This is a genomic window from Solobacterium moorei (genome assembly GCF_036323475.1).
Classification (GTDB): Bacteria; Bacillota_I; Bacilli_A; order Erysipelotrichales; family Erysipelotrichaceae; genus Bulleidia; species Bulleidia moorei.
Map to the genome: position 1 here is coordinate 2,150,961 of NZ_AP028934.1, position 16,778 is coordinate 2,167,738.

The window sequence follows — 16,778 nt, forward strand, 5'->3', positions numbered from 1 at the left end:
TTCTTCTTTCTGTTACAGCCTGTCTTTAGCTGTATCTATTCTGTATCTTTGTAATAAGCAATATCCGATAATATTCAATGTTTCTTCGTAAGAAAAAACCGGCTTTCACCGGTTACTTAATCACTCTTATCGCGATAACTAAAGCAAAAAATGCAATTCCAAGTACCAACGTTAGATTAGAAATGACCTTTTCAGATCCTCTCTCCTTTGTGTTGGCAAATAGATTTAATCCGCCATTTCCAGTAAATGCACTAGAAATACCGTCAGATTTTCCACCCTGTAATAGTGATAAAATAATCAGCAAAGCCGATACAACCATTAATATAGCGTTAAGCATCTAAAAAGCTCCTTTCGCTTGCCACAGTATTATAACATCGGTTTATATTGATGTCCAATATCACTTTATTCCTTCTCGAAATTCTCGCCTTCTGGCACTGTAGGTTGTGGTTTAGCAACAACTCTCCTTACCCCTTGTTTCTTTTATATAAATGATGCCAAGTGTAATATCATCCGCTAGACATAGGATATATCCTAAACCAAAGCGTCCCTGACGCATTACATAGAATGGATTCCAAAGTATAAAGTAATACGTGTTGCAAGAATTGATTTTCCTAATACCTTTGCGTCCTTTGACAACACCCCGCGAATAACAACTACTACAAGAGCTACAGTTGCTAACGCAAAGAATAATTTTCTACCAAATACAGTTACCACAACAGAACTATTGATCCTAAAGTGTGATAACTGTGACGCAATTAGTGCAATACTTACATTGTTGATTATACAAAATTAATACATTCTAAATTATTCATACTAGTTTTCTACTCGAAACATGCATGCATAATTAAATCTGTGGAAAGAAAATTCGTAGTAATCTTGTGAAATCAGGTGAATCACTCTTTCCATCCTTGATACTCATTGCTAGTTGTACACTGTCTGTAATAATACCATCTACATTCGAAACCATAAATCGTATGATCGATCCAAAGGAATTTGCAGTCCATACATCTACCTTTTTACCTGCATCATGTAAATCATCAATTCTCTTTGTGGTTGCTAGTTCCTCTTCTAAGCCTATCGCATCCACTTCCATTGATTCAATCTGACCATAAGCGATATAGCAAAGATACTCCGTCTCAACATCAGGATAGGTTTTCTCAACTTGTGTAATTAGATTCGCATTTAAGCTGATAATGCGTGCTTGATTCACCATATTTCTTTCCACAAGCATTTGGTATACATCATTTGCCATCTGCATACCTGCTCTTTTACCCTTTAATTCGATATAGAGTTTGATTTCATCTTTAGCGGTATTTAGTATCTCTTCTAATGTTGCGATTCTCACCCGATGACCATCAGGTGCAGTGATTCTGAGTTTCTTGATTTCTTCTAGTGTTAGTTCTTGTATTGTACGTGGATCATTGCATAAACGTTTCAACGTATTATCGTGGAATATAACATAATGACCATCTGCAGTTCTTTGTACATCAATTTCAGATGCTGTCGCACCAGCCTCTATCGCTGCACGAATGGATTCCACTGTATTCTCTGTGGATAAGTCTCCACCACCACGGTGTGCAATCACCTCTGTTGTATATCCCTTGGAAAATAAATCATCAAAAATCATCGCACCACCATAGCCAAATATTAGTGAAGCCAAAAGACTAATGGATACGACAAAGCGGAAACTCTTTTGGAAAAGAACAGGTGTTTTAAACTGTGCTTCTTGATATCCTGCAAATGTGCATTCATCATACACACGTGTCAGGCACATCGCTTGTGCCTGAATAAATATCATTGTAAATAAGAAGATGAATATCAATCCCATAATCACTACCATGATGATCAGATAGTGATACCAGAATCTTGCTTGCATAATCAAACGTGACACATAGTACGGTATAACAACGATACTTATAACACCTACTCCAAGTATCAATACGAACATAGCGAAGAACTTTAGGTATGCCCAAACAATTTTCTTCCAGTTCTTAAAAAATAGACTCCTTGATTCATGCATGGATGTTGCCAGTGAATAGTTGTCAAATAATACTCCATGGAAAGTGAATACATGTATGATTCCAATAAAGTCTAAAACTAGTACAAGCACTGCATATGCAAGCATATATAAATGATTCGAACGTATTACAGAATAAATAAACTGTGGCACAGTATGCTTTGTTAAACGCAAGCCAATCATTGCGGTATTCAGTGGAATGATCACCGCAAAATACATTCCAATCAGACATCCTCTAAAGTTAATAAATTTTCGTGATATACGAATTGCAGTAGAGATGATTTCCTTCATCTTTTTCTTTTGATTGTATAGGATATTACGACTCAATAAAATCAGGATGATAATATCAAATGCCATATATATCGTAAATAAGATTGTGATTGTAATTAATACAGCCCAACCATACCAACTACGTAATAAGGACGGTAATTCTCCACTACTGACAGAGTAGATCCCTGTTAAGTTCATAATGGATCCTAGGATGCCCTCCGCAAAAGAAAACATCATAAACAAAATGATTTTTGCAGGAATTTGATAATACAAAATTTCTGGTAAACCATGCCAATAATAGCGAAATGAGAATACTCTATCTTGTGCTGGTGACTTCTTGGTTGTTTTCATACCTACTATTTAACCACACTATTACACCCTACGCACATGAATTATCTTTCACAAAAAGGAAGTACCCAGATGGATACTTCCTGACTTAGGCTATTTACTGCTTATTGTTCACAAGCCAAATCAAACAGAACATTTGCGTAAATTGCACAGGCAAGAATCATTGTTTCGATTTCAAAACCCTCATCTGCTTCATGTTCAGCACCAACCCATGATGCATATTCACGTGTTGGGAAGATTGGTCCAAATGCCGCAAAATTTTCAAAACTACGAGCATATGTACCGCCACCAATACGTAGAGGAGGTGTATAAGTATCTCCACTAAATGCACGATAGTGCTTCAGACATGTCTGAATAAGTTCACTATTAGGATCATTTAATAACCACTTAGAATCATCTACTAGCTCTGTATCAATATGTAATACTTCCTTGATGATATCTGCACTTCTCTTTAGTAAATCACTACCTTCACATTCATTTGGATAACGATAATCTAATGCGAAGTATACCTGTCCATCTTCAATATTTGCTTTACCCATATTGAATGTTAAAGGTCCCATGTATGCACCATCATAAGCAACCTTCAATCCAACACCATATGGATCCTTGAATAACTTCACAGCGTTTAAACTGAATTCATCGTTATAGCAACTGCCGACAAATTCAAACATCTTCACAGCCGCATTTACACCCATATAAGGACGAGATGCGTGGAATGGCTTACCATCAATATGATAATGTGCCCCAGCTTCATCCTCGTGACATTCACCAGTTAATTCATTGGCAAGTAAGAACTTCTCAAAGTATTCCTTCTCAAGTGGCTTGTCAACGATAGCATCAGCCTTACCGATAACTACATTAAACGCAGTACCGGACTTCATATACTTGATACAGGAATCAATCTTTCCCTGTGTAGCAAAATCTAAGATACCCTTTTCTGCATAGATACATGGGAAGTCCGCATCTGGTACGATACCCATAATTGGATTCTTACGTACTTTCTTATAGTAAAGAATACCTGCAGAAGTATTTTCTTCATCTGTACCTAAAATCATTTGAATATTATGTTTTAACTTATAACCCTTGTCCTTTAAAATCTTCATTGCGTAATATGCTGCAATTGCAGGACCCTTGTCATCACAAGTACCTCTACCCATGATATAGCCATCTTTGATTTCTCCACCGAGTGGATCAAATGTCCAGCCATCACCGATAGGCACAACATCCAAGTGACCTAGTACACCAACAGATTCTTCTAAATCACCATACTGAATCACACCAGCATAACCATCTACATTCTCTACTTTAAAACCATCGCGTTTACCAATCTCTAACGCTTTGTCTAAGCACTTTGCAATGTTTGGTCCAAAAGGTGCTTCTTTTGTCGCAGCAGCATCATCACGTACAGATTCAATTTTTACAAGCTGTCGTAAATCTTCAATCATATTATCTTGATACGCACGTGCTTCATCAATAAATTTCATCATTGAAATCCTCCTACACTAATAGTATCATTCAATTCTTTTTTTAAGGGAATTCACACGATAAATTGTTTGTATTTTTTCATAATTCCAAGAATGTTCTTGAAAACTATATACAATCTTTGATCTATCAAGCTTAGCTTGACAATTGATTCCATGCAGTATTACTATTTTTTATATTTTTTAGACAACTATATGTAAATCAAGAGTAAAGTGATGAAAAAGTTTGAAAATAGATAACTTGATAAATATACGTGTCGATAGTTCTTTGAAAAGTGAATTGTGTACAATAAAAACAACTATCTTTACATAGTTTGGCTTTCAACTGGAATTATGGGATTAAGACTATTTCAATTTTTCAGGATTGAATCTTTCACCTGTGGAAAGTATCTTGTATATAACGCGTAAGAGTTTACGTATACAGTGACCTTGTGCACAGCGGTAACTCTTACCCTGTGAAATCTTCTTTTGATAGAATGCTTGGAATATAGGGTTGAAGCGTATGACAACATCAATGATTTGATATAGTGTCTTGCGCAAGTATTTTGACCCTTTCTTTTCTAACCGCGTATGTGTCATACTATAGGTGCCGGATTCATAAACGCATGGGTTTACACCGGCGAACTTGATGAGTTTCTTTTCGCTAGAGAAATAAGTAATGTCACCAAGTTCGGAGATGATCGACATAGCTGAAAAGTGGGAAATTCCAGATATGTCCAAGATAGGAGAGTTTAGTTGATGACTGAATTCTTCTATTTTTTTATCGATTTCACCTAATATTGAAGTTAATCTTCTGATAAGAGAAATCAAAAATGGAATATCCATTTCAATCGCAAGGTTGTGTTGACCGATAGATTCCTTAGCAGCTTTCTTAAGTTGTTCTGCAGAGATTGATACGGAACGACCTACGCCAACATTTTTCAATGTATTCCGTAACAGGCGGATATCGGTATTGGCGATTGTATGAGCACTATGGTAGGTATCTAGTATCTCGAGATAGGTTTTTGAATATTTGGTGTTGAGAAGAGAATTGAATTCTGGAAAGACAATATCAATTGATTTCTGTAACTGATACTTATAGCGGTTGATTTCTTCCGTATGTGTATGGTGCATACGTGTCAGTTGACGTACCGTAGCGTAATCAATAGATTGTGCATGTTGGTCTCTGTAGAAATTAGGATTCATCATCGTGTTGGCAATGACGAAACAATCGATTCTATCGTTTTTGACTTTGTTGGAAGCCTTACGGATATGAGATGTAACGATGGGGTTTAACATAACGACCTTATACTGTTTTTCCAATAAGAAGTTGCGAAGATTGTCTCCGTAATGTCCCGTATCTTCCATACCAACGAGGTGTTTCTTTTTAAAGAATGGTTTGATATTTTTCAATAAGGATTGGAAGCCGATGATATCATTAGTGAAATCAAAGGATTCTACAAGGACGGTGCCATACGTGTCTATGACACAAGCGGTGTGTTTGAATTTAGCTACATCAATACCGATAAAGTAACGCATAAAAATATATCCTTTCTGTAAAATATGAATATGTATTCCACTTACAAAGTATCCGCATAGATCCTGGTAAAAGATAAGAGTTCAAAGACCCATACAACTGATCTCGATTCTGAATATTAAGAAGTGGCAAGATTCTAAAAAATGAAGTCAAAGCTTCAAGGAGGTTGTCAAAGTACACATTCACGATTTCAATTCTATCAAAAACAGTCCTGACGGATACGAGGTCAGGTAGAAAGAAAACGTATATTCAATTTAGTCAGCTATATGAGTCAAATTGAATATACCAGGAGGTTTTACAACATGAAACAACAGCGAATGAATCTTCTCTTACGTATATTATTTATTCTCTTGATGATTGCGATATCTGGTGCTGCAGTTCTTCAAATCTGCGCACCAGAATATATGGGTAGTCATGCGGCATATGGTATCTCAACAGGATGGCAAAGAGAAATTGGTTTCTGGAATATAGCAGTACTTGTAATATTAATTACTGCCTATCGTCATTATAATTGGATCTATTTACAATCCAATCTACTCGCTTTGATTCTTGGTGGTATTGGGATTGGTACAAATCACTTTATCCATTACTTACAGATGCACGAAACTGTTAATCTAGTAGGAGCTATCGAAAATTATCTACTTGTGATTGGTTGGATGATTGGATGGACTATTGAAAAAACAACTATAATAAAACGCTATTAATTACTTGGGGTTAGGCTACCTTCAAAAATAAAAACCTCTCAGTTTTTAACTTTTTGCTAAGAAAGAAACAAACTAGAGAGGAAGCCATAAATGGCTATTGATTATATTCTCATATTTACTGTGAATTTATACCAATATTAAGTTCATAGTCTATACAAAAAATCTATATTCATGAAAAAAGTTCACATATGAGTGAACTTTTTCAAATCATTCTTATTTTGAAGAAAGAGCTTTAACGTTGTAGAAAGCCTGTCTTCCACGGTATTCTGCAACTGAACCTAATTCTTCTTCGATTCTCATCAACTGGTTGTACTTAGCGATACGGTCTGTACGACTCATAGAACCCGTCTTGATCTGACCAGCGTTTGTAGCAACTACTAAGTCAGCGATTGTTGAATCTTCAGATTCACCTGAACGGTGAGATACAACTGCTGTATACTTAGCTTCCTTAGCCATTTCGATAGAATCTAATGTTTCTGTTAATGTACCAATCTGGTTAACCTTGATTAATACAGCGTTAGCTGCCTTTAATTCAATTCCCTTCTTGATATATGTTGTGTTTGTAACGAAGAGGTCATCACCAACAAGCTGAACCTTTTCGCCTAAACGTTCTGTTAACTTAACCCAACCATCCCAGTCGTTTTCAGCTAAGCCGTCTTCGATTGAGATTAATGGATACTTCTCTACCCATGAAGCTAACATGTCAATCATCTGTTCAGATGTCTTGTCACCTTCACCGGAACGTGTTAATTCATAAACACCCTTTTCAGCGTTGTAGAATTCAGAAGCAGCTAAGTCCATAGCAAAGCAGATATCTTCACCTAACTTGTAACCAGCCTTCTCAACAGCTTCAACCATTAAAGCCAATGGGCCTTCGTTACCTAATGTTTCTAATGGACCGTTGTTTCCAGGTACGCATGATGGAGCATATCCACCTTCATCACCTACAGCTGTGTTGTACTTGTAGGACTTTAATACCTTCTTTAATACATGGAATACTTCAGAACCCATACGAACTGCTTCGTGTACGCTCTTAGCACCTACTGGCATAATCATGTATTCTTGGCAGTCTGCAGAAGAATCAGCATGCTTACCACCGTTTAATACGTTCATCATTGGAACTGGTAATACCTTAGCATTGGCACCACCAATATACTTGTATAATGGCAAGCCACAAGCATCAGCAGCAGCACGAGCAGCAGCTAATGAAACAGATAATGTAGCATTTGCGCCAAGGTTGCTCTTGAATGGTGTTCCATCAAGATCAAGCATTGTCTTATCAATTAAGTTCTGGTCAAATACATTTAAACCGATAACCTTTGGAGCAATCTTTTCGTTAACGTTAGCAACAGCTTTTAATGTACCTGTGCCAAGGAAACGACCCTTGTCACCATCACGAAGCTCTAAAGCTTCACGTTCACCTGTAGAAGCGCCTGATGGAACGATAGCACGTCCCCAAGCACCGGACTCAGTTGTAACTTCACATTCTACTGTTGGATTTCCACGAGAGTCTAAGACTTCACGTGCGTGTACTTCAGCAATTGGATCAATAAAATTAGGCATCTAAATTTTCCTCCTATGATAACCTAAAACATATTCTCTCAGCTAAGCTGAGTAAGAACCTATTTTGTAGCGTCAATAATTTCCTTGAAGGATTCAACCTTTAAGGATGCACCACCGATTAACGCACCATCGATGTCTTCGCAAGCCATATATTCCTTGATGTTTGTTGGCTTAACAGATCCGCCGTATTGGATACGAACTGCTTGAGCGGTTGTTTCATCATATAAGCTCTTCACTGTTTCGCGAACTAGCTTGCAGCAAGCTTCAGCTGTATTTACATCAGCACTCTTACCTGTTCCGATAGCCCAGATTGGTTCATAAGCGATAACCATCTTGGATACTTCTTCAGCTGTTAAACCAGCTAAAGAACCAGCCAACTGAGACTTAACAACTTCTTCAGTCTTGCCAGCATCGTATTCAGCTTCTGTTTCACCCACACATAAGATAGGTGTGATGTTATCAGTGAATAATCTCTTGCACTTAGCAGCACAAGCAGCATCTGTTTCGTTGTAGTATGTACGTCTTTCGGAGTGACCGATAATGCAGTATGTAATACCGATTTCCTTTAACATTGGAACAGATACTTCGCCTGTATAAGCGCCAGAATCCTTTTCATGGCAGTTTTCAGCAGCGATTAATAAATTCTTAGCAGCCTTAACGCAAACATTTAAGTCAACGTATGGAGCACCAATACCATAATCAGCAGCTTCTGTGCCTGTCAATACTTCTTCAATACCCTTCATAAACTCTGCAGCTTCTGAAGGTGTCTTATTCATTTTCCAGTTACCGAAAATTACTGGTTTTCTTGTCATGTTTCTTTTCCTTACTTCTCAGGAATAATAGCGATTCCTGGGAGTTCCTTTCCTTCCATATATTCTAGAGATGCTCCACCACCTGTAGAGATGTGGCTGAACTTCTCTGCGAAACCTAAGTTCTTAGCAGCAGAAGCAGAATCACCACCACCGATAATTGTTGTAGCACCTTCAAGGTTAGCTAATGTTTCGCAGATAGCGATTGTACCCTTAGCAAATCTTTCATCTTCAAATACACCCATTGGTCCGTTCCAGAATACTGTCTTAGCACCAACTAATTCACCCTGGAACTTCTTAACAGATTCAGGACCGATATCTAAGCCCATAAAGCCATCTGGGATTTCTCCAGCAACGACAGTCTTGATTTCTGTTGGGTTAGAGAAGTCATTTGCTACAACTGTATCTACAGGTAAGAATAACTTACCTTCGCCCTTGTTCATGAATTCATTCGCTAATTCCATTTTGTCAGCTTCTAATAGAGATGTACCAATCTTGCCACCCTTAGCAGCTGAGAATGTATAAGCCATTCCTCCACCGATTAATACCTTATCAGCAATCTTCAATAAGTTTTCGATAACGCCGATCTTATCAGAAACCTTCGCACCACCTAAGATAGCAACGAATGGTCTTTGTGGATCATTAACTGCCTTACCTAAAACACTAACTTCCTTTTCAACTAAGAAACCTAAAGCTGAAGGAATATGTGTTGGAATACCAACTGTTGACGCATGAGCTCTGTGTACAGAACCAAATGCATCTTCTACAAATAAATCTCCTAATGAAGCCCAGTATTTGCCTAACTCTTCATCATTCTTTGTTTCGCCCTTCTCATAACGAGTGTTCTGCATCAGTACGATAGAACCCTCTTCCTGAGCAGCAACTGCTTCTTCAAGTTCAGCACCACGAGTAGCATTTACAAACTTTACAGGTGCACTCTGCAATGAAGCTAAGCAATCTGCAACGATAGACATATCATTCTTTGCATAGTCCTCTTCAGTCTTAATCTTACCTAAGTGGCTCAAAAGTAATACTTTTGCTCCATGCTCTGTAAGATAATTAATTGTTGGCAATGCTGCACGAACACGATTATCATCTGTGATTACATTTCCCTTGTGTGGAACGTTGAAGTCAACACGAACAATGACGTGTTTTCCTTTAACATCTAGGTCTTTTACAGTAACTTTAGACATTTGAATTATCCTCCTATGTACTGCAAAAATTATAACACTTGCGAGCCAAACTTGAAAATGAAGAAACGTAAATAATGAGTATTTTAAGACAATTTTCAAAGATTTTTAAGAAGTAAGCGTTTCCAAAAATTGTATCAAAATTATTTTGTGTAAAAAATAACAAGTGGTCTAATCAATCCTTCTGACTAGACTACTTATTTCTTTTGAAATATCTTACCAACTACCATTCCAAGACCCATCAAAATGCTATAAATTCCCGGATAAATCATACAGTCCCACTGCCCATCCATGCGGAAATAAATAACTGGAATAAACAAAAACGCAACAAACCACAAAATCAACCAATCAAAGCCTTGCAGCTTTCCATAAATTAGTCCACTGACAATAGAAAGAATCGGATTGATCAAAAGTAGTAGATAGATTGCTGATCCAGTATCCACTAGCATAAAAGGAAACACAATATACCAAATAACCAATAGAACAATCATGGTCACTCTACTTTTCAACATGAATCATACCTCCGATTAAGCCCTTCGAATATACTCCTTCAAATCCTCAAAATTTCCATGTAATTCATGCTCAATGTCAATCCCATTCGGATTGATCAAACAGTCCGTGATATAAAAGATATCCATACCTAATTGCTTCACCACACCATCTTCACCAACATCATTACTAACCATCAAGCATTCACTAGCCTCTAAACCTAAAGTATCTAGTATCTCTTGATAATATAAAAGATTAGGCTTGCATGCATGACTATTTTCATAAGTAGTAACCAGCTCAAAATCACTTGGCATTAGCCCTGTCCAACGAATTCTTTCCTCTGTTGCAATTCTAGGAAACAAAGGATTCGTTGCAAGCACAACTCTATATCCCTGCTGCTTTGCATATTGAATCATTTCTTTGGCAAACGGTTGAAAACCGCAAGTATTCTGTACCTTAGGGAAATCTTCACGATAGAAATCGTCAAATTTCGTACGGTCATTCTTTGTCTGCTCATCACCATACACTTCAGAAAAGCACTTCCAGAACACATCTTCGTTTGTTAGCGCTCCATCATTTTTAATGACTGCACTAATACCCTTCCAAATTGTATGAATCAACTCCTCCGGCTTATACCCAAGCCTAGCCATCCTCTTAGCTATTAGTCCAAAATACGTCTGTATAAATATATCCTGATCCATTGGTAGTAATGTACCATCTAGATCAAAGAGTATTGCTTTCTTCATATAGATATCTCCACTTCTTCTTACACAATGTTAAAAGTCAGTGCATAAATAATAAGAAAATCTTATCACTTTCAATGATACAATGTTCTTAAATCATATTCTATATTTGCTAATGGAGAGGTTACTTTATGAAGATAATTGTTTCACATTTTATAGAAGCCACAGAGAAGTTCAAATTGTCATTCTGCAAATCTTTTCTAATGACAGTGCTAGTATCCCTTGCAAATCTAGCAACCATCATCTACTTTAGACTCATTTTAAATCATATCTCCACAAGCTCAACCGAGATAATTAAATACTTAATTATTTTATGTCTATTGTTAGTATTCACTTCATTCATCAATGTTTTATGGTCAATCTCTTTAGATAAATTTGGTGGAGAGTATATTGCCTATTTGGTCCATCAATGTCAAACGTCGATTTATAACACAAAATTTGAAAATGTTGATTCATCAAAAATTAGTCATGCTTTGTACAATGATATTCTGAATATTTTCCGCGTTGTAGGGAATTTTATTCCATCATTGCTTTGCTCTGTTATGCTTATCATTTTGCTTCTAATTTTATCTATTACCATTGATCTTTTTATATCCTTATTTCTACTCTTCTCCATCATTGTAGGAATTATGATTTCGTATATCTCTAGAAAAATCATTGTAGAATCATCAACATCTACAAACCAAAAATTAAAAGAATACTATAACACCCTACATGAATATACTGATAAAGTTGAATACATAAAAACAAATAATCTATTATCCTACTTTGTAAACCTTACTCAAACTAAAATAACCAATTTCATATCTTCTTCCGTAAAAGAAGACAAGAAGATTTATTTCTTCAGTACATTCACGCAAAACTATAATTCATTGATGCAATTTATTTTATCAATGTTTCTGTCACTACCCGTTTACCAAAACTCATTACCAAATCTAGCGTTCTATATTATTCTATTTAACTTCCTAATGTCACAAGGCCAAAGAATGGAACTGCTATTCCAGCAAATTAATAGAAACAAAGTATGCTTTACCAATATTTCAGAAATCCGAAATCTTCCAGTACACAAGGGAGATAAACTTATTACTGATATTACTGCAATTGAATTAAAAGATATTTCATTTTCGTATCCAAATAAGTCAAAAAATATTCTTGATCACTTTTCTCTTCAATTAATGAAAGGAGATTTCGCACTAGTCAAGGGAACTAATGGTGTTGGTAAAACAACCCTGTTTCGAATTCTACTTAATCAATACTCTCCTACATTAGGAGAAGTATTGATTAACAATGAAAAACTTGATTCTTATAGTATGTCTTCTTATTACGATAGTATCGCTTATATCAGCCAACATGAGCCCGTATTGAATACATCAATCAAAAAATACTTAGAGGAAATTTCACATTCTACCGTCAAACCCGATACAGTAGATCAAATTATCTCTAGATTGCAAATGTCCAATCTACATCACATTAATGAAAGCGAACTTTCCGGTGGTGAGAAGAAAAAAGTATTACTGTCAAAATTAATGTCCTTAGAAGATAAAGTATCTTTAATTTTGATAGATGAAGTGGATGCTGAACTAGATGCAGAAACAAAAGATAAATTCTATTCGCACTTAAATGATCTAGCATCTAACCAAGATAAGATAATTCTTGTAATCCAGCATAATGACACAAGTCTACTGAATTATAATAAAACGATATCATTCTAAGACAGTAAAGAGGCAGGTTCTAAATCCTGCCTCTACGATTTTGTATATAAGTAAATACCTAGTCCCAGTTACAAATTGAGTAATACAACTGTTCATACTGATTCGCACTTTGTTCCCAGCTTACATCAGTATTCATTGCACTCTTCACTAAGCCCTTCCATCCGGTCTTATTGTTGTAATACTGTTCCAATGCATAACGTAGTGTGTACATCATGTCATTTGGATTCGCGGCCCAAAAACTAAAGCCATTACCTTCACCTGTATATTGATTATATGGATGAACCGTATCCTTTAGACCACCTGTTTCACGTACGATTGGAAGTGTGCCATAATGCATGGCAATTAACTGACCAATTCCACATGGTTCATAGATGGAAGGCATGAAGAACATATCACAACCCGCATAGATAAGGTGTGCAAGATCTTCGTTATAGCCACAGTAGTATACTGCTCTACCTTTATATTCAGACTCTAACCACTTAAATGCATTCTCTGCATTTGCTTCACCTGTACCAAGAATAACAAATTGAACATTTTGATCCATAATCTCACGTAACTTCTCTGTGATCATATACATTCCCTTTTGTTCTGTTAGTCGAGATACGATACCGATAAGTGCAACATCACTCTTCACTTCTAAGCCAAGTGTTTCCTGTAGAGCCTTCTTGTTCTCCTTCTTGCCAGAAACATAGTTTCTAATATCAAAGTTCTTTGCAAGATGCTTATCCGTCTTTGGATTCCAATCTACAGTATCAATACCATTTACGATACCCCAAAGGTCTCCACGACGGTAGCGTAGTACAGAATCCATACGTTCGCCATAGGTTTGTGTCAAAATCTCTTCAGCGTATGTTGGAGATACTGTTGTAATCTTGTCTGCATATACAATCGCAGCCTTCATAAAACTGATACCTGTATCAAACTTGATGGAACCATTATCGAAATAACTGTAATCCAGTCCCAGACAACTCTCCATCATTTCAACGCCAAAGTTACCTTGGAATGCCATGTTGTGAATTGTGTAGACATGCTTGATTTGTTGATAACGATAGTCATCCGCATAACATGCATGCGCAATTAATGGCATCATACCCGTCTGCCAGTCATTTTCATGAATGATATTCGGCCACCAGTTAATGAAATAAATCATATCTAATACAGCACGTTGGAAGAAAGCAAATCTTTCGCCATCATCCTCATAGCCATATAAACCATCTCTTTCGAAATATCCTTGATGTTCAACAAAGTAATATACAACCCCATCTACATCACAACGATAGAAAGTTGCTGGTTGGTCAATCCATCCAGAACGAACTTGGATTGTGCCAAGTCTTTCTAGCTTATCGTAATGTTTCTCAATAATTTTTTTGTATAAAGGCAAGGCAACACGTACATCATGTCCACGCTTTGCTAATGTTCTTGGTAAACTACCAATAACATCTGCTAAACCTCCCGTTTTGATAAATGGTAAGCCCTCTCCTGCCACAAACAATACAGATCTACTCATTGAATACTCCTCGCTTTCTAGATGCAATCTCTACGCTTTACGTAAATAAGACTATCTTCTGTTCCAACAAGTTCTTTTACTTTATGGATTGTTGCATACTTATCAACAATGACATGGTCAAGGTGAACACCCTCACCAATGATTGCCCCCGGTAAGACAATACTATTCTCAATCACAGCATCCTTACCAACCTTAACATTTCTGCTGATGATGGAATTCTTGACTGTACCTTCCACTTCACAACCATTCGCAACAACACTAGCAGTAACATCCGAATCTTCTCCAAATATGGATGGGCTAGAATTATTTGTATGCGTATAGATTGGCCAATTTGACTTGAATAAGTTAAAGGCAACCTTGTAATCCTTCAACAACATGTTGATACGGTAGTATTCATTTTGATTATTGATACATGCAACAAATCCCTTCACTGCATATCCACGGATATCTACTTCATTTACAACTTCACGTAATACATCCTTGAACCAGTATAGTGAGGAAATCTCCGCACCTGTCTTTACTAATGTAATAAACAAGTCCTTTCTCATCACATATGCTTCTAAGGAAACAGAACGTGTCTTATATTTACCACGATTCTTATCAATGGAAAGAACTCTCTTATCCTTATCCATTGTAAATGTATCACATTCGTGGAATGCTGTTTTAGCATCTGATGTATTTGTATAGAGTGCTGTAATATCTGCACCACTTTCGATATGTGCATCTAATACTTCACTAAAGTCGATATCATAGATGAAATAACTTGGTGCGATTACAACATATGGATTCTTATCCTTCTCAATGTACTGCATATTCAAGATATAGTTTGCAATATCGTGATTATATACAGGTGATGAGAATGTCTTTTCACCAAATAAGATACGTAATTTACCACGCTTAGAGTTGATGTTGTAATGACGTCCATCTCCTAAGTGCTCGATAAGATTGCGTGGCTTTTCTTTGCAATAAACCTGAACGCTATCAATACCTGAATTTGTCATGTTACTGAGAATAAAGTCAATAATACGATATCTTCCCATAAACGCTGTTGCCGGAACAGGTCGGAAATCACCAAGTCCCTCAATATTAACGGAACTGTCTTCAAATGAAATAATACCCAAAGCTTTCATGATTTCTCCTCCTACTCCGTAACATTCTTAGCAATCAATTCAATATGATCACTATCCGCTGAACCTAATACAACGCCTGAACCAATCTCTACATTATCCGCAACGATACAACGTGTAATCTTTGCGCCTGAACCAATCTTAGCGCCTGTTAAGATAACAGAATCCTGTACATCAGCACCTTCATCAATAAAGGAGTTTGTACCTAATACTGAATTGTTGACTTTACCTAACACCACGCTACCCTGCGTAATGTAACTATTACGTACAACCGCATTTTCACCGATAAACTGTGGTAGTGCGTTGATATCTTCTGTATAGATCTTCCAATCAGGATCGCCTAAGTTTAAAGCGTTGTTATTCTTCAATAGATCCATATTGGACTCCCACAGTGAATCAATTGTTCCAACATCCTTCCAGTATCCCTTAAAGCGGTATGCCGTTAGAACTTTATTATCATCTAGATATGCAGGGATGATATCCTTGCCAAAATCATGTGAGGACTGTTCATTCTTATCATCTTCAAGTAAGTACTTACGTAATGTCTTATATGTAAAGATATAAATGCCCATTGAAGCTAAATTACTCTTTGGATGTGCAGGCTTCTCTTCGAATTCCTGAATCATGTCATTCTTATCACAATTCATGATACCGAATCTTGAAGCTTCCTTCATTGGAACCTGTAATACGGCGATTGTCGCATCAGCACCCTTTGCGATATGATGCTTTAACATCTTTTCATAGTTCATCTTATAGATATGGTCGCCAGATAAAATGAGTACATATTCTGGTTCAATACTATCTAAAAAGTCAATATTCTGTGTGATCGCATCTGCTGTTCCACGATACACTTCAAAACCTGTCTGATCTCTTTCACGTGGTGGAAGTACGAATACACCACCATCATTTGTATCTAGACCCCAGAACTGGTCCTTTGCGACATAAGCATTTAATAAAACGGATTCATATTGTGTTAATACGCCTACTGTGTTAATACCTGAATTTGCACAATTACTTAGTGGAAAATCGATAATTCTATACTTTCCTCCAAAATGCACTGCAGGCTTTGCGACCTTCTTCGTTAAGTCGTGCAGACGGCTTCCGCGGCCACCCGCAAGAATCATCGCAACCATTGCATTAGATCTCATAACATCCTCCTTAATCAAAACTATGGATACGCTTACATTATAAACTAATATTGATAATCAGAACATTACCATATGCAAAATATCTCGCTTTAGTTAAGTTTCAACATAAACGCAACACTCTGTTGCGTTAACATGTGACATGTTATCTTTATTC

15 protein-coding genes are annotated in these 16,778 nt (G+C 36.7%); 2 read left to right on the plus strand and 13 right to left on the minus strand.

Annotated elements, in window-relative coordinates; genetic code table 11:
* Nucleotides 1-112 precede the first annotated feature (112 nt).
* From secG to RGT18_RS10875, 5 genes are all read right to left on the minus strand, one after another.
* Nucleotides 113-337, minus strand: coding sequence for a preprotein translocase subunit SecG (gene secG, locus RGT18_RS10855; RefSeq protein ID WP_006525712.1), 225 nt, complete (start codon nt 335-337; stop codon nt 113-115).
* Nucleotides 338-555: 218 nt separating this feature from the next.
* Nucleotides 556-714 carry a hypothetical protein gene (locus RGT18_RS10860; protein ID WP_156022850.1) on the minus strand — a complete coding sequence of 53 codons (159 nt, stop codon included), beginning with the start codon at nt 712-714 and terminating at the stop codon, nt 556-558.
* Between the two features lie 130 nt (nt 715-844).
* Nucleotides 845-2,638: a glycerophosphodiester phosphodiesterase family protein gene (locus RGT18_RS10865; protein WP_051241048.1), complete on the minus strand. Its 1,794-nt coding sequence runs from the start codon at nt 2,636-2,638 to the stop codon at nt 845-847.
* A 101-nt stretch (nt 2,639-2,739) separates the two neighbouring features.
* Nucleotides 2,740-4,122, minus strand: coding sequence for a Sapep family Mn(2+)-dependent dipeptidase (locus RGT18_RS10870; RefSeq protein WP_211220326.1), 1,383 nt, complete (start codon nt 4,120-4,122; stop codon nt 2,740-2,742).
* A 339-nt stretch (nt 4,123-4,461) separates the two neighbouring features.
* Nucleotides 4,462-5,634 (minus strand): IS110 family RNA-guided transposase, encoded by a 1,173-nt coding sequence (locus tag RGT18_RS10875; RefSeq protein WP_338176176.1) that lies wholly within the window; start codon nt 5,632-5,634, stop codon nt 4,462-4,464.
* A gap of 300 nt (nt 5,635-5,934) precedes the next feature.
* Between RGT18_RS10875 and RGT18_RS10880 the strand changes: the two genes are divergently transcribed.
* Nucleotides 5,935-6,336: a hypothetical protein gene (locus RGT18_RS10880; protein WP_037404227.1), complete on the plus strand. Its 402-nt coding sequence runs from the start codon at nt 5,935-5,937 to the stop codon at nt 6,334-6,336.
* Between the two features lie 213 nt (nt 6,337-6,549).
* On the opposite strand, the gene eno is transcribed toward RGT18_RS10880, so the two are convergent.
* From eno to RGT18_RS10905, 5 genes are all read right to left on the minus strand, one after another.
* Nucleotides 6,550-7,899, minus strand: coding sequence for a phosphopyruvate hydratase (gene eno, locus RGT18_RS10885; RefSeq protein WP_028078579.1), 1,350 nt, complete (start codon nt 7,897-7,899; stop codon nt 6,550-6,552).
* A gap of 59 nt (nt 7,900-7,958) precedes the next feature.
* Nucleotides 7,959-8,711 carry a triose-phosphate isomerase gene (gene tpiA, locus RGT18_RS10890; protein WP_028078578.1) on the minus strand — a complete coding sequence of 251 codons (753 nt, stop codon included), beginning with the start codon at nt 8,709-8,711 and terminating at the stop codon, nt 7,959-7,961.
* Between the two features lie 11 nt (nt 8,712-8,722).
* Nucleotides 8,723-9,901 (minus strand): phosphoglycerate kinase, encoded by a 1,179-nt coding sequence (locus RGT18_RS10895; protein WP_028078577.1) that lies wholly within the window; start codon nt 9,899-9,901, stop codon nt 8,723-8,725.
* A 194-nt stretch (nt 9,902-10,095) separates the two neighbouring features.
* Nucleotides 10,096-10,410, minus strand: a complete 315-nt coding sequence (locus RGT18_RS10900) for a hypothetical protein (protein ID WP_028078576.1) — start codon at nt 10,408-10,410, stop codon at nt 10,096-10,098.
* Nucleotides 10,411-10,425: 15 nt separating this feature from the next.
* Entirely contained in the window at nt 10,426-11,133 is a 708-nt protein-coding gene (locus RGT18_RS10905) for an HAD family hydrolase (protein WP_037404224.1), read from the minus strand.
* A gap of 128 nt (nt 11,134-11,261) precedes the next feature.
* On the opposite strand from RGT18_RS10905, the gene RGT18_RS10910 reads away from it, so the two are divergent.
* Nucleotides 11,262-12,842 carry an ATP-binding cassette domain-containing protein gene (locus RGT18_RS10910; RefSeq protein ID WP_028078575.1) on the plus strand — a complete coding sequence of 527 codons (1,581 nt, stop codon included), beginning with the start codon at nt 11,262-11,264 and terminating at the stop codon, nt 12,840-12,842.
* A 58-nt stretch (nt 12,843-12,900) separates the two neighbouring features.
* Here the strand turns inward: RGT18_RS10910 and glgA are convergent, their stop codons facing one another.
* The 3 genes from glgA to RGT18_RS10925 are packed head-to-tail and all read right to left on the minus strand — an operon-like array spanning nt 12,901 to nt 16,624.
* Entirely contained in the window at nt 12,901-14,349 is a 1,449-nt protein-coding gene (glgA, locus tag RGT18_RS10915; protein ID WP_028078574.1) for a glycogen synthase GlgA, read from the minus strand.
* A 17-nt stretch (nt 14,350-14,366) separates the two neighbouring features.
* Nucleotides 14,367-15,479, minus strand: a complete 1,113-nt coding sequence (gene glgD / locus RGT18_RS10920; protein WP_006525893.1) for a glucose-1-phosphate adenylyltransferase subunit GlgD — start codon at nt 15,477-15,479, stop codon at nt 14,367-14,369.
* An 11-nt stretch (nt 15,480-15,490) separates the two neighbouring features.
* The gene (locus RGT18_RS10925) at nt 15,491-16,624 is read right to left on the minus strand and encodes a glucose-1-phosphate adenylyltransferase (protein ID WP_006525892.1); all 1,134 of its coding nucleotides are present in this window, start codon (nt 16,622-16,624) and stop codon (nt 15,491-15,493) included.
* Nucleotides 16,625-16,778 lie beyond the last annotated feature (154 nt).